This window comes from Nonomuraea sp. NPDC003560, assembly GCF_042878785.1.
Classification (GTDB): Bacteria; Actinomycetota; Actinomycetes; order Streptosporangiales; family Streptosporangiaceae; genus Nonomuraea.
This window is the reverse complement of the sequence record NZ_JBIAOF010000004.1, coordinates 695,163-709,772: the sequence shown is the minus strand read 5'-3', so window position 1 is coordinate 709,772 and position 14,610 is coordinate 695,163. Positions and strand designations below refer to the sequence as shown.

11 protein-coding genes are annotated in these 14,610 nt (G+C 72.5%); 8 read left to right on the top strand and 3 right to left on the bottom strand.

The genetic code is table 11. From position 1 onward, the window contains the following. Positions 1 to 9: 9 nt before the first annotated feature. The 3 genes from ACFYUV_RS19475 to ACFYUV_RS19465 form a co-directional block, all read right to left on the bottom strand. The gene (locus ACFYUV_RS19475) at positions 10 to 1,038 is read right to left on the bottom strand and encodes an alcohol dehydrogenase catalytic domain-containing protein (RefSeq protein ID WP_387670061.1); all 1,029 of its coding nucleotides are present in this window, start codon (positions 1,036 to 1,038) and stop codon (positions 10 to 12) included. 147 nt (positions 1,039 to 1,185) lie between these two features. Beyond that, positions 1,186 to 2,847, bottom strand: a complete 1,662-nt coding sequence (locus tag ACFYUV_RS19470) for an RICIN domain-containing protein (protein ID WP_387670060.1) — start codon at positions 2,845 to 2,847, stop codon at positions 1,186 to 1,188. Between the two features lie 209 nt (positions 2,848 to 3,056). Beyond that, positions 3,057 to 4,211: an ROK family protein gene (locus tag ACFYUV_RS19465; RefSeq protein WP_387670058.1), complete on the bottom strand. Its 1,155-nt coding sequence runs from the start codon at positions 4,209 to 4,211 to the stop codon at positions 3,057 to 3,059. A 161-nt stretch (positions 4,212 to 4,372) separates the two neighbouring features. On the opposite strand from ACFYUV_RS19465, the gene ACFYUV_RS19460 reads away from it, so the two are divergent. The 8 genes from ACFYUV_RS19460 to ACFYUV_RS19425 are packed head-to-tail and all read left to right on the top strand — an operon-like array spanning position 4,373 to position 14,601. After that, entirely contained in the window at positions 4,373 to 5,674 is a 1,302-nt protein-coding gene (locus ACFYUV_RS19460) for a glycoside hydrolase family 36 protein (RefSeq protein ID WP_387670056.1), read from the top strand. Beyond that, positions 5,671 to 6,600, top strand: a complete 930-nt coding sequence (locus tag ACFYUV_RS19455) for a carbohydrate ABC transporter permease (RefSeq protein ID WP_387670054.1) — start codon at positions 5,671 to 5,673, stop codon at positions 6,598 to 6,600. The genes ACFYUV_RS19460 and ACFYUV_RS19455 overlap by 4 nt, the downstream gene beginning before the upstream one ends. Positions 6,601 to 6,608: 8 nt before the next feature. Next, positions 6,609 to 7,418 (top strand): carbohydrate ABC transporter permease, encoded by an 810-nt coding sequence (locus ACFYUV_RS19450; RefSeq protein WP_352353992.1) that lies wholly within the window; start codon positions 6,609 to 6,611, stop codon positions 7,416 to 7,418. Between the two features lie 22 nt (positions 7,419 to 7,440). Further along, complete coding sequence (locus ACFYUV_RS19445; protein WP_387670051.1) at positions 7,441 to 8,742, top strand: ABC transporter substrate-binding protein; 1,302 nt, start codon at positions 7,441 to 7,443, stop codon at positions 8,740 to 8,742. Between the two features lie 8 nt (positions 8,743 to 8,750). Next, entirely contained in the window at positions 8,751 to 10,295 is a 1,545-nt protein-coding gene (locus ACFYUV_RS19440) for an alkaline phosphatase D family protein (protein ID WP_387670048.1), read from the top strand. A gap of 10 nt (positions 10,296 to 10,305) precedes the next feature. Next, positions 10,306 to 12,255, top strand: a complete 1,950-nt coding sequence (locus tag ACFYUV_RS19435; protein WP_387670045.1) for an NPCBM/NEW2 domain-containing protein — start codon at positions 10,306 to 10,308, stop codon at positions 12,253 to 12,255. 4 nt (positions 12,256 to 12,259) lie between these two features. Next, positions 12,260 to 13,882, top strand: a complete 1,623-nt coding sequence (locus tag ACFYUV_RS19430) for a beta-N-acetylhexosaminidase (RefSeq protein WP_387670042.1) — start codon at positions 12,260 to 12,262, stop codon at positions 13,880 to 13,882. Beyond that, on the top strand, positions 13,879 to 14,601 hold the full coding sequence (locus ACFYUV_RS19425; protein ID WP_387670039.1) for a tyrosine-protein phosphatase: 723 nt from the start codon (positions 13,879 to 13,881) through the stop codon (positions 14,599 to 14,601). The genes ACFYUV_RS19430 and ACFYUV_RS19425 overlap by 4 nt, the downstream gene beginning before the upstream one ends. Positions 14,602 to 14,610 lie beyond the last annotated feature (9 nt).

The following is a 14,610-nucleotide window of genomic DNA, read 5'->3' as shown; positions in this document are numbered from 1 at the left end:
CCGCCCTCCTCAGTTGCCGGTGGTCAGGACCATGCGGAAGCGGGCCTGCCCGGACATCATCCGCTGGTACGCCGTCGCGGCCTCCTCCAGCGGCACTTCCTCCGTCCAGGCCCGCACGCCGCTCCGCGCGGCGAACCTCATGGTGTCCTGGGTGTCCACGGCGATGCCGGAGGCGTGCCCGTAGACCCGGCGGGCGCCGCCGACGAGCTGCAGCGGAGTGACGGCCAGCGGGTCGGTGTCGATGCCGACGGTGACGAGCTCGCCGCGCCGGCCCAGGCCGTCGATCGTGCCGGACATCGCCGCCGAGCTGGTCACCGTCGCCAGCACCACCTTGGCCCCGCCCCGCGCCAGCAGCGCGTCGGCGGCCTGCTCGGCGGCGCCGTCGATGTAGTGGGCGGCGCCGAGCTCGCGGGCCAGCGGCTCCTTGTCGCTCCCGCGCGCGATGGCGACCGTGTCGAAGCCCATCCGCGCGGCGAACTGCACGCCCAGGTGGCCGAGGCCGCCCAGCCCGAGGATCGCGACGGTGTCGCCAGGCCGCGCCGAGCTGCGCCGCAACGCGTTGAACACGGTCACGCCCGCGCAGGCCAGGGGCGCCGCCTGCACCGCGGTCAGCTCGTCGGGGATCGCGGCCAGCGCGACGGCCGGCGCCACGACCGAGTCGGCGAACCCGCCCGGGTAGGCGGCGCCCGGCACCTGGAGCTCGGGACAGAGCACCCCGTCGCCCTCCCGGCAGGCGTCGCAGTGGCCGCAGCTCCCGCCGTACCAGCCGACCGCCACCCGGTCGCCCACGGACCAGCCCGCGACGCCGTCGCCGAGCGCGTCGACGCGTCCGGCGATCTCGTGCCCCGGCGTGACGGGGAAGGCGGCGCCCGGGAGCGCGCCGCTGATGATCAGGGCGTCGGAATGGCACACCCCGCACGCCTCGACGGTGATCCGCACCTGGCCGGGGCCCGGTTCGCGGGTATGCGCCGGGGCCTGGGCCAGGGCGCCGCCGGGCTCGGCGACCTGGATGGAACGGTGCAGGGCAGAAGACGGCATGGCGTCTGCTCTTTCTTCGTACGGGACGCGGCGGCCTCACCGGGAGGCCCTCACAAGGCCACCTTTTCCACTTCCGCCTCGTTTACCCCACCGACGCGGCGAAGGCCCGGGACCCTGACGCGGGTCCCGGACCTCAGGGGCCGCCGGTCAGCCCGCCGGGACGACCGGGACGCCGCCGAAGGTCACCACCAGGCGACCGTCCGCGGCGAAGGACCAGTTCAGGGCGCCGCCGTAGGCCGAGCAGCGGGAGCCGTTCGAGCCGGACCAGAACTGGTTGGACGCGTCCGCGGAGCCGACGATCTTGTCGTTGGCGCCGCTGCCGGAGCGGCACGAGGTGTTGTCGCGGAACACCGAGGTGCCGCCGTCGAAGGAGAAGTTGCGCTCGGCGTTGTCGACGGCGACGTTCCCGGTGATCGACATCGTGCCGAGGTTGCGGTTGTAGGTGAAGCCGTGCTTGCCGTTGCGGTAGGCGATGTTGCGCCGCACGACGTGGTCGACCTTGATGTCCTCGCCGCCCAGCTTGTAGCCGTTGCGGTCGCCGTTGCCGGCCTGGCTGCCGTCGCTGAGCGTGCCGTTGCCGTAGGCCAGCGAGTCCTCGACGGTGACCGGGCCGATCGGGCCGGTCTCGGTCTTGGTGTACAGGTCCCAGCCGTCGTCGATGTTGTTGCGGGACACCGCGTACCGGAAGACGTTGCCGGGGCCGACGGTCAGCTTGGCGGCGAAGCCGTCGGCGTCCTCGCCGTCGGAGTCGGCGTTGTCGTGCGAGACCGTGCTCAGGACGAGGTTGCCGGACGGCCACCGGCTCTGCGGCGTGTCCGAGGCGATCCGGGAGAGCTGCAGCCCGGTGTCGCGGTTGTACCGGGTCACCGACCGTTCGATGATGTTGCCGCTGCCGCCCACGAAGATGCCGTTGTCGCCGGCGCGCTCGACGGTGATGCCGTACAGGTGCCAGTACGAGCCGTTGACGGCGAGCCCGCGGTTGGCCGGGTCCTCGCTCTGGGCCGCGAAGTTCAGCACCGGCGTCTCGCCGGGGTAGGCCGACAACTTCTTGCGGGCCGCGGCGGTGCCGTCGTTGCCGGGGGCGATGGTGACCGTCTGGCTGAAGGCGTACGTGCCGCCGCGCAGGTAGATCGTGCCGCCCGCGGCGACGCGGGTGATGGCGGAGGTGAGCGTCGTCGGGTCGGACCGGGTGCCGGTCGCGCCGTCCCTGCCGGTCGGGGAGACGTACAGGGCGTCGGTGGGCGGGACGGTGGGCGTGACGGTCGGGGTCGGGGTGGGGCTGGTGGTGGGTCCGCCGCCCGCGGGCTTCAGGGTCCACTGCTTGGTGGCGGCCGAGTCGCAGGAGTTCTGCTGCAGCAGCGCGCCCGGCGCGGTGGCGTTGTCCTTGACGTTGAGGCACTTCCCACCGTTGGCGTTGACGATCCGGTACGCGTCGCCGGCGGCGGTGAGCTGCCAGGTCTGGGAGGCGGCGCCCGTACAGGTCTCCTGCTGCACGGCCTTGCCCGCGCTGGTGGAGGCGTCGCGGACGCCGGCGCACTTCCCGCTGTGCGCCGCCTTGACCTGGAAGCCGCTCCCGGCGGCGGTGAGGGTGAAGACCTGCCCGGCGGCCTCGGCGCAGGCGTTCTGCGCGAGTTGCACGCCGTCGCCGGTGCTCTGCCCCGGCACGGTGGCGCACAGGCCGCTGCCGCCGTTGACCAGCGTGTAGTTCCCGCCGGCCGGTGCCGCCGAGGCGGGCGTGTTCAGCACGGCGACCAGGCCGCCGGCGGTGAGCAGGCCGGTGGTCAGCACGACCGCCAGTCTCGTCGCCAAGGGTTGGTTCTTACGCACGTCCAGCTCCGTTTCGATGGAGGAGTGGAAGGGGGGTGCCGCGCGAGCCTTGCCAACCGGTTGCAGTAACAGTGGCTTCGTGCCGAGGAAAGGTCAAGACGTCCAGGTAAAACTGCAAACGCTTCGAGCGTTGTGCCTGGTGGCGTGGTCATTTCTGCAACAACCGATTGCAGTAATTCTGCAGACAACGGTCAGCGGGTGAGGGGCAGCGGGCCGCTCTCGGGGGTGAAGAGCTGCTCGTCGAGGTGGTCGACGGCGTAGTCGATCGCCCCCGCCACCACGCACTCGTCGCCCAGCGTAGACGCCCGCACCTCCGGCATGCGCATGCACCGCCGCTCCAGCCGTTCGCGCAGCGGCCCGAGCAGCACGTCCGCCGACCTGGAGAACCCGCCGCCCAGCACCACGACCTGCGGATCGAGGACGAGCACCATGGCGGCCGCGCCCACGGCCAGATCGTCGAGATAGCGCCCGACCGCCTCCAGCGCCACCGGGTCGCCGTTCCTGGCGGCGGCCAGCGTGTAGCCCGCCGCGTCCTCCGGCGGCGTGCCCTCGGGGACGGCCGCGCACGAGTTGAGGTGCTCCGGCGCGTCGAACCAGCGGGCCTCGGGCAGCATGGAGATCTCCCCGGCCGCCGCCCCGAACCCCCGGTGGACCCGGCCGCCGATGATCAGCCCGGCGCCCATGCGCCTGCCGACGTGCAGGAACACCACGTCCTTGGCGCCCTGGGCGACGCCGCGCCGGGTCTCGGCCATGGCGGCCAGGCGGCTGTCGTTCTCGATCAGCACCTGGCAGGGGAACATCTCCCGCATCCGGCCCGCCAGGTCGAGGTCGCGCCAGGACGGGACGGCGGCCGAGTAGATGACCCGCCCCTCGATGTCGATGATGCCGATGGTGCCGACGGCGATCGTCCACAGGTCGGAGACCGCGACGCGGCCGAGCGACAGGCAGCCGGAGACGGCCCGCTCGATCGCGGCCAGGCGCTCCTCCAGCGGCGCGTCCGGCAGCACCGGCTGGCGGGTCTCGGCCAGGATCTCGCCGTCGAGGTCGGACAGGGCGGCGCGGATGTTGTGGCCGCCCACGTCGACGCCGACCAGGTAGCCGCTGTCGGCGCGGAAGCGGTAGCGGCGGGCCGGGCGGCCCATCGAGCCGGGGCTCGGCGGCACCTCCTCCACCCAGCCCAGGTCCATCAGCTCGCCGGCGACCTCCTTCATGGACGGCCGCGACAACCCCGTGCGCTCGGCCAGCGCCGACAGGGTGAGCGGGCCGGCCCGGCGCAAGGCCCGGATGGCGGTCAGCGAGTTGAGCTGTCGCAGCCGTGACAGGTCGCCGCCGCGTAGATCCGCCATCGCCGTCCTTAACGTAGGTCTCCTCTGTAAGCAGAGATTATGCCAGGGGCCAGCTCGACGGCGCACCACCCACGAACCCCTTCAAATTGGGCGTTGACCCTCCGAAACCGACGGTGCTACTAATGAAGCGCTCCTTCGTAAGTTGAGAGAGATGAGGTCTGATGTCATTCGTTGACGTCGGCGAGATCAGGTGCGACCAGGCCCGGACCCGGGTGTTCGAGCACGGCTGGCAGTCGTGGAGCCCCACCGGCGCCTACGGCCTCGGGGACCTTCCGCCCAGACCCGCCGACGAGACGATCCAGATCCTCTGCTACCGCCCCGAGACGCCCGTCCCCGACGGCGTCTTCCAGGGCGAGGGGCTGCTGGCCGTCGAGACCGGCGACGGCGCGGTCGAGCTGTGGAGCGCGCCCGGACCGCTCCAGGTGCCCTCCGTCCGGGCCCGCCGGGAGGGCGACCGCTTGGTCGTCTCCGCCGACGGCCCGGTACGCCACCACCGCGTGGAGGGCGACCTCGGCCGGGCCCTGCGCGACTGGGCGGACGGCATGGCAGAACCCAGGACGTTCCCCGCCGTCCCTCCCATGTGGTGCACCTGGTACGGCTACTGGGACAAGGTCACCGACGCCGACGTCCTGGAGAACCTGGCGCTGGCCGACCGGCACGGCCTGACCGCCGACATGTTCCTCGTCGACGACGGCTACGAGGCCGGCATCGGCGACTGGCTGGACCCCAGGCCCGGCTTCGGCTCCCTCGCCCGCGCCCTGGACCGCGTCACCGGCTCCGGCCGCCGCGCCGGCATCTGGACCGCCCCCTTCCTGGTCGGCCACGACAGCCGCCTGTTCCACGAGCACCCCGACTGGCTGGTGGACGGCGCGTACGCGGGCCGCATGTGGAACCAGGACCTCGCCGTCCTCGACGTCACCCACCCCGGCGCGGCCGAGCACCTGGTCCACGTGTTCGCCGCCTTCGCCGCCATGGGCGTCACCCACTTCAAGCTCGACTACCTCTACGCCGGCGCCCTGGCCGGCCGCCGCCACGAGGACCTCGACCCGATCGCGGCCTACCGGCGCGGGCTGGAGCTCGTGCGGCGCGGCGCGGGCCCCGAGGCCACCCTGCACGGCTGCGGCGCGCCCATGCTGCCCAGCATCGGGCTGGTCGACATCATGCGGGTCAGCCCCGACATCGCGCCCACCCTGCACCCCCGGTCGGGCGACATCAGCCAGCCCTCCCAGCTCGGCGCCCGGCTGACCGGCGCGGCCCGCGAGTTCCTGCACGCCCGCTGGTGGGTCAACGACCCCGACTGCCTCATCGTGCGGCCCGAGGTGGAGGCCCGGCAGGAGTGGGCGGCGCACATCGAGGGCACCGGCGGCCTGCGCGGCTCCAGCGACCCGATCGCCGCCCTCGACGAGTGGGGGCTGGAGACCACCCGCCGCCTGCTGGTCCCCACCGCCACGGACCCGTCGTGATCACCGAGACGGTCCGGGCCGCCGCCAAGGAGGCCCCGCGGCGGCCGCCGCGCAGGCGCACCCGTGACTGGCACGCCTACCTGTTCGTCGGGCCCAGCCTGTTCGGGGTGGTGGCGTTCCTACTGCTGCCGGTCGTCATCGTCCTGGTGCTCAGCTTCTTCGACTGGGAGCTGCTGTCGGAGCCCACGTTCGCCGGGCTGGACAACTACCGCCGGCTGGCCGCCGACGGCGAGAGCTGGCACGCGCTGGGCGTCACCCTCCTGTACGTCCTCCTGTGCATCCCGCTGCAGACCGTGCTGGCCCTGGTGCTGGCGCTGCTGCTGGACCGCAAGGTCAAGGGCCTGCGGCTGTACCGCTCGTTGTACCTGATCCCGTGGATGGCCACCCCGATCGTCCTCGGCCTGGTCTGGAACTGGATCTTCGACCCGCGCGACGGCGCGCTCAACAGCCTGCTCGGCCTGGCCGGCGTCACCGGCCCGGACTGGCTGTCCGACCCCGCCTGGGCGCTGCCCGCGATCGCGCTGGTCAACGTCTGGCAGCACACCGGCTACACCATGCTGTTCTTCCTGGCCGGCCTCCAGGGCATCCCCAAGGAGCTGTACGACGCCGCCGCCACCGACGGCGCCACCCCCGCCCAGCGGTTCTGGCGCATCACGCTGCCGCTGCTCAACCCCACGATGTTCTTCGTCATGGTGACCAACCTGATCGGCGCCTTCCAGGTGTTCGACACCGTCTACGTCATGACCAACGGCGGCCCCAGCCAGAGCACCGAAGTGCTCAACTTCCGCATCTACGAGACGGCGTTCAAGCAGTTCGACTTCGGCTACGCCTCGACCCTGTCGATGTTGCTGTTCGGGGTCATCCTGCTGGTGACGCTGGCGCAGGTCAGGTTCTTCGGCAAGCGCACCACCTACGACCTGAGCTGAGGCCCCCCATGATCAAGCGCACCCTGCTCCACGTCGTGCTCGCGGCCGGCGCGTTCGTCTCCGTCTTCCCGTACCTGCTGGTCGTGCTGACCGCGTTCAAGACGCAGTCGCAGCTCAGCTCCACCGAGCCGTGGCTGCCCGGCCTGCCGCCGACCACCGCCAATCTGACCCGGCTGCTGAGCGGCGACTTCCCCCGGTACGTGCTCAACACCCTGCTGATGACGGTCGTGCTCACCCTCGGACAGCTCGTCTTCACCACCTTCGCCGCCTACGCCTTCGCGCGGCTGCGCTTCCGGGGCAGGGAGGCCCTGTTCTGGCTGTACGTCGCCACCATGATGGTGCCGGGCGCGGTCACGATGATCCCCCTGTTCCTCATCATGCGCGAGCTCGGCCTGGTCAACACCTGGTACGGCCTGCTCATCCCGTACGTGCTGGGCACCCCGTACGGCATCTTCCTGATGCGCCAGTTCTTCAAGTCCCTGCCCGCCGGGCTGGAGGAGGCCGCCCGGATCGACGGGGCCGGGGCGATGACCGTCCTGCTGCGCATCCTGCTGCCGCTGTGCCGCCCGGCGCTCGGCACCCTGACGATCATCACCGTGATCTCGTCGTGGAACAGCTTCATCTGGCCGCTGATCATCACCAGCGGCGACGAGACCAGGGTGATGACGGTGGCGCTCGCCACCCTCAAGGTCGGCATCGGCGTCGACTACAACCTGATGATGGCCGGCGGGCTGATCGCGCTCGTGCCGATGGTGGCCGTCTTCGTCTTCTTCCAAAGACACATCGTCCGGTCGGTGGTCCTCACCGGCCTCAAGTAGCACACGAACAAGAGGTCAGCGAATGTTGCAATCCCCCCCGATTCGCTGGGCCGGGGCGCTGCTCTGCGCCGCCACGCTCATCCTGTCCGGCTGCGGGTCGGGCTCCGGAGACTCCGGCAAGGTCACGCTCACCTACCGGCTCTGGGACGACCAGCAGAAGGTCGGCTACGAGAAGGTGATGGCCGCCTTCGAGAAGGCCAACCCGGGCATCGACGTCAAGATAGAACTGCTGCCCTACGACCAGTACTGGACCAAGCTCACCGCCGACGCCGTCGCCGGGACCGCGCCGGACGTCTTCTGGATGAGCCCCACCCAGTTCCCCGAGTTCGTCACCAAGGGCGTGCTGGCGCCCGTCCAGGTGGACGGCTCCAAATACCACCAGACCGTGGTCGGCTCGTTCACCTACCAGGGCAAGCTGTACGGCGTGCCGAAGGACTGGGGGATCGTCGGCCTGCTCTACAACAAGGACCTGTTCGCCAAGGCCGGCGTGACCATGCCGGACAAGCTCACCTGGGCGGCCGACGGCTCCGGCACCCTGCTCGACACCGCCCGCAAGCTCACCGTGGACGAGGCCGGCAAGCACCCCGGCGAGCCCGGCTTCGACCCCGCCAAGGCCACCACGTACGGCTTCGCCTCCTGGAACCACTACCAGACGCAGTGGATGAACTGGGTCAGCTCCAACGGCGGCAAGCTGCTGGACAAGCCCTTCGGCAACTACACCTTCAACGACGCCGCCTCCGTCCAGGGGCTGCAGTTCGGCGTGGACCTGGTCAACAAGCACCACGTCTCGCCGCCGGCCACCCAGACCAACCCGCCCACCGGCAAGGTCACCGACATGTTCAAGGCCGGGAAGGTCGCCATGTTCCCGGCGAACAACGCGCTGCTGCCGTTCGTCGCGCCGGAGGCCAACTTCGAGATCGGCGTCGCCGCCATGCCCGAGGGCCCGCAGGGCCGTTCAGTGAACCTCAACGGCCTGTCCGAGGCCGTCTCCGCCAAGAGCGCCCACCCGGCCGAGGCGATGAAGCTGGCCACCTGGCTCGGCACCGAGGAGCCGCAGAAGATGATGGCCGACGGCGGCTACGTCTTCCCCGCGCTCAACGGGCTGGCGCAGGGCTACGTCGACTACTGGAAGTCCAAGAAGCTCGACGTCTCGCCGTTCCAGGAGGAGTCGGAGGGCCAGACCTTCCCGCTGCCGGTCACCACCGGCTTCACCGGCTTCGAGAACAAGCTCAACCAGATCCTCAACGAGATGTACCTCGGCAAGCTCACCCCCCAGCAGGCCGCCGACCAGGCCGTGGCCGCCGGCAACGCCTCCATCGAGTAGGAGCTCCATTGATCACCCGGCGATCGTTGTTCGCCGGGGGCGCGAGCCTGGGCCTCGCCGCCGCACTGGGTGCCTCACCCGTGCGCGCGGCGGCCCGGCGTGCCCCCCTGTCCGACCCGTTCCAGCTCGGCGTCGCCTCCGGCGAGCCCACGCCGGACGGCGTCGTCCTCTGGACCAGGCTCGCCATGGACCCGGTCGCGCTCGACGGGCTCGGCGGCATGCCGGACCGCGTCGTGCCGGTGCAGTGGCAGCTCGCCTCCGACGAGAACTTCCGCCACGTCGTGCGCCAGGGCGTCGAGCAGGCCCGCCGCGAGTCGGCCCACAGCGTGCACGTCGAGCTGGAGGGCCTGCGCCCGGGCGCGGAGTACTTCTACCGCTTCCGCGCCGAGGGCGAGATCAGCGAGGTCGGCCGCACCCTGACCGCCCCCGCCCCCGGCGCCCGCTCCCGCCCCCTGAACCTGTCGTTCACCTCCTGCGCCGACTACCAGACCGGCTGGTTCACCCCCTACCGGCGGATGGCCGAGGACCACCCCGACCTCATCGCCTTCCTCGGCGACTACATCTACGAGTACGGCGACTACAAGTACCCCGTCCGCGACCAGGCCGGCGGCGAATGCCTCGACCTGGCCGGATACCGGCTGCGGCACGCCCAGCACAAGGCCGACCCCGAGTCGCGGCTGGCCCACGCGATCGCCCCCTGGGTGGTCGTGTGGGACGACCACGACATCGAGAACGCCTGGGCCGGCGACGTGCCCGAGCAGCCCGACCCGCCCTTCCTCGCCCGCCGGGCCGCGGCCTTCCAGGCGTACTACGAGAACATGCCGCTGCGCCGCGCCCAGCGCCCCGACGGCCCGGCCCTGCGGCTCTACCGCACGATCCGCTGGGGCGCGGTCGCCAACCTGCACATGCTCGACACCCGCCAGTACCGCGACCTGTACGCCTGCACCGGCAGGAGCGGCACGGTCGGCGCCGACTGCGCCGAGCGGCTGGCCCCCAACCGCACGATGCTCGGCGGCGAGCAGGAGTCCTGGCTCGACGGGCAGCTCAAGGGCTCCCAGGCCACCTGGGACCTGCTCGGCCAGCAGGTCTTCCTCATGGAGATGGACTGGACCAACGGCGAGGGCAAGGGCTACTCCAACGAGGGCTGGGACGGCTACGTCGCCTCCCGCAACCGGCTGACCGCCGCCATCGACGACTACCGGCGCAACGCGGTCGTCCTCACCGGCGACGTGCACTCCCACTGGGCCGGGGAGGTCAAGCGCGACTTCCAGGACCCCGAGTCGAAGTCCGTCGCGGTCGAGCTGGTCACCACGTCGGTCACCAGCGCCGGCAACGGCCTCGACGAGTACCCCAACACCCAGACGCTGCTCGCCGAGAACCCGCACGTGAAGTTCTTCAACGGCCGCCGCGGCTACGTCCGCGCCAAGCTCACCCAGCAGGAGATGAAGGTCGACTTCCGCTCGCTGTCCCGGGTGACCGAGCCGTACGCGCCCGCCTACACCTCCGGCTCGTTCGTCGTCGAGCCGGGCGACCCGAGCCTCCACCCAGCCTGACGGGATCCCCATGCGCACGATCACGGCCGCCGTCGCGGCGGCCCTCCTCGCCCTGCCCTTCGCGCCCTTACCCGGTTCCGTGGCGACCGCGGCGGCCGTCGCGGCGCCCCCGATGGGCTGGAGCAGCCGGTCCCTGGGCTGCTCGGTCTCCGAGGCGGCCGTCCGCCAGGCCGCCGGCGCCCTCGCCCCGCTCGCGCCGCTCGGCTACCGGTACGTCGTGCTCGACGACTGCTGGCTGGCCGCCCAGCGCAGCGGCGGCGCCCTGGCCCCCGACCCGGCCCGCTTCCCGGGCGGCGTCAAGGCGCTGGCCGACGAGCTGCACGCCAAGGGCCTCAAACTCGGCCTGAGCCTGTCGGCCGGCACCAAGGCGTGCTCCGGCGGCGGCCCCGGCTCCTACAGGCAGGAAGCCGCCGACGCCGCCCAGCTCAGGGCCTGGGGCGCCGACTACGTCAAGTACGACTGGTGCAACGTCCCCACGGCCGACTTCCCCGGCCAGAACGTGCAGCAGATCGCCCAAACCCTCTACCCGCGCATGCGCCAGGCCCTCGGCGACGGCGTGGTGTTCGCCATGAACAACGAGGACGGCAGCACCGTGCCCTGGTTGTGGGGCAAGGACGCCGGCGCCACCACCTGGCGGACGAACGTCTACAACAAGCCCATCCCCGACAGCTACCCCAGCATGGTGGACATCTGGGAGACCAACCAGCTCAGAGCCGAGTACGCCGGGCCGGGCAGCTGGGCCGACCCCGACCTGATCCAGGCCGGGCGCGGCGGGATGACCGAGACCGAGTACCGCGCCCAGTTCACGCTGTGGGCCATGGGGGCCGCGCCGCTCGTCCTGCAGGCCGACCCGGCCAAGGCACCGGCGGCCGTCGTCGCCAACCCCAAGGTGATCGCGGTGGACCAGGACCGGCTGGGCGCGCACGGCCGGCTCGTCGCCTCCGACGGCTGGTACCACGTCCTGGCCAAGCCCCTGGACGGCGGCGACCGGGCGATCGCGCTGTTCAACGAGAGCGACCGGGCGGCGGTCATCTCCACCCGGCTCGGCGCGGGCTCCCGCCACCGGGTCGAGGAGCTGTGGTCCGGCGCGGTCAGCTCGACGAAGGACGTGCTGTCGGCGCAGGTCCCGGCGCACGCGGCGGTGCTCTACCGGGTCTCGGAGAGCCGGGAGCAGGCGCCGCCGCTGGTGACCTTCGAGGCCGACCCGCCGCGCTTCCTCGGCGAGGACCGGCCCTCGGTGCTGGAGCCCGGCGTGCCCGGCGAGCTGGTCACCCGCGTCACGAACACCGGGGCCACCGCCCCGCTGCGGGACGTCGAGGTCAAGGCGTCCGCGCCGGACGGCTGGCGCGCCGAGGCCCGCACGCCGGCCACGACCGCCCGGCTCGGCGCCGCCGAGACGTTCACCGTGACCTGGACGGTCACCCCGCCCGCGGACGCCGCGCCCGGCACCTACGAGGTCGCCTTCACCCAGGGCGACCGGCGCGCCGTCGCCGTCGTCATCGTCGCCAGGGCGCCGGGCACGGGCCGCACCTACCTGAGCGACCTGGCCTGGACCAGGGCCACGAACTACTTCGGCCCGGTCGAGAAGGACATCAGCAACGGCGAGCGGGCCGCCGGCGACGGCCGTCCGATCACCGTCGAGGGCGTCCGGTACGCCAAGGGCCTGGGCACGCACGCCCCCGCCGACATCGAGTTCCACACCGCCGGCCGGTGCACGACGGTCGAGTTCCAGGCCGGCATCGACGACGAGGTCGGCCAGGCCGGCTCGGCCGACTTCGAGGTGTGGGCCGACGGCGGCCGGGTCGCGCACTCCGGCGTGCTGACCGGCGCCATGCCCGCCAGGAAGGTCACGGCGTCCGTCGCGGGCGCCCGGTTCGTCCGGCTGGTCGCGACCAACGGCGGGGACAACGCCACCTCCGACCACGCCGACTTCGCCGACGCCACCGTCACCTGTCAGTGAGGAGATGCACTTGAAGATCGTTCCCAGGCCCGTCAGCCACGGGACCAGGCGCGGGAGGTTCGTCCTCGACGGGCGCACGGCGCTCACCGCCGACCCGGCGCTCACCGGGGTGGCCGCCTGGCTGCGCGCCGAGCTCGGCCAGGTCACCGGAGGTGAGCTGCTGCCCGGTACGCCGGGCCCGGGGACGATCACCCTGGGGCTGGGCGACGACCTCGGCCCGGAGGCGTACCGGCTGAGCGTGGGCGACGACGGCGTCGCCATCGACGCGGGCGGGCCCGCCGGGGCCTTCTACGGCGCGCAGACCTTCCGCCAGCTCCTGCCCGCCGCCGCCTACCGCCGGTCGCCCGCCACCGAACCCCTGGTCGCGCCGGGCGTGCACATCGAGGACGAGCCGCGCTTCGGCTGGCGCGGCTGCCTCCTCGACGTCGCCCGGCATTTCATGACCAAGCACGACCTGCTGCGGTTCATCGACCTGATGGCCCTGCACAAGCTGAACGTCCTGCACCTGCACCTGACCGACGACCAGGGCTGGCGTGTCGAGATCCGGCGTTACCCCCGCCTGACCGAGGTCGGCGCGTGGCGGCGGGAGAGCCAGACCGGCTGGAACGGCGCCATGGACGGCCGTCCCCACGGCGGTTACTACACCCAGGACGACCTCAGGGAGATCGTCGCCTACGCCGCCGCCCGGCACGTCACCGTCGTGCCCGAGATCGACCTGCCCGGCCACACCCAGGCCGCCATCGCCGCCTACCCCGAGCTGGGCAACCTCGGCACGCCGCTGGAGGTCCGCACGACCTGGGGCATCGGCCGGAACGTGCTCAACGCCGAGGACGCCACCGTCGCCTTCTTCAAGAACGTGCTCGACGAGGTGCTGGAGCTGTTCCCCAGCCCGTACGTGTGCGTGGGCGGCGACGAGTGCCGCAAGGAGCAGTGGCGGGAGAGCCCGTCGGCCCAGCGCCGGATCAGGGAGCTGGGCCTGCGCGACGAGGAGGAGCTGCAGAGCTGGTTCATCCACCAGTTCGACGACTTCCTGGCCGCCCGGGGACGCCGCCTGGTCGGCTGGGACGAGATCCTGGAGGGCGGGCTGGCGCCCGGGGCGGTGGTGGCGTCCTGGCGCGGCGACCTCGGGGCGGTGGCCGCCGCCCGGCGCGGGCACGACGTCATCAACTGCTCCAACACCCAGGTCTACTTCGACTACCGCCAGGGGCCGGGGGAGGACGAGCCGGTGCCGTTCGGGACCGTGCTGGCGCTGGAGGACGTCTACGCCTTCGAGCCCGTGCCCGCGCAGCTGCGCGACGACCCGGCGGCGGAACGGGTGCTCGGCGCGCAGTGCGGGGTCTGGACGGAGCTGATCGACTCCAACCGGCGGGTCGACTACATGGTCTTCCCCCGGCTGGCGGCCTTCGCCGAGACCGTCTGGGGGCCGCCCGGACGCGACCTGGAGGACTTCCGCGCGCGGCTGGCGGGCCACCTGCCGCGGCTGGCGGCGATCGGGGTGGAGTACCGGCCGGAGTCGGGGCCGCTGCCCTGGCAGACCAGGCCCGGCGTGCCCGGACGGCCGGAGGACCCGAAGGAGTGGCAGGCCACCATCGACGCCTGGACCAGCAACCTGCGGGACCTCGCGTGAAGCGCCTGGAGCCGCCGTCGGGCGGCCGGGTGCTGAGCTGGCCGGGCTGCGAGAACGTGCGCGACCTCGGCGGGCTGCCCACCGAGGACGGCGGGCGCATCCGGTGGGGCGCGCTGGTGCGGGGCGACCGTCCGAGGGGCACGGCCGTCCCGGCGCTGCGGGCCCACGGGATCCGGCTCGTCGCCGACCTCCGGCTGGCCGCCGAGTGCGAGGCCGACCCCGGCCCCGACGTGCCGGGCCGCCGCCACCTGCCCGTCCTGCGGGACGAGGACACCGTCCTGGAGGCGCTGGACGACACCCTGCCCGGCATCTACCGGGTGATCCTCGACCGGGGCGCCGCCCGGTTCGCCGCCGTCCTGTCGGCCGTCGCCCACGCGCCGGACGGTGGCGTCCTGCTGCACTGCCACTCCGGCAAGGACAGAACCGGGCTGGCGGTCGCGCTGGCCCTCTCGCTGGCCGGCGTCTCCCGGCAGGAGATCGCCGCCGACTACGCCATGACGGCCGTCTGCCTGCGCCTCGACGAGCACCTGGCCGCCCTGGACGGCGACGCGGGGCGGGCCAGGGCGCTGCGCCTGTTCGCCGAGGTCACCGCGGACACCATGCTGGCCGCCCTGGCCCACCTGGACGACCGGCACGGCGGCGCGCAGGCGTACCTGCTGGCCGGCGGCCTGCCACCGGACGACCTGGCGCTGCTCCGGGCCCGCCTGGTGGACCGCTAGGCGGCCCGG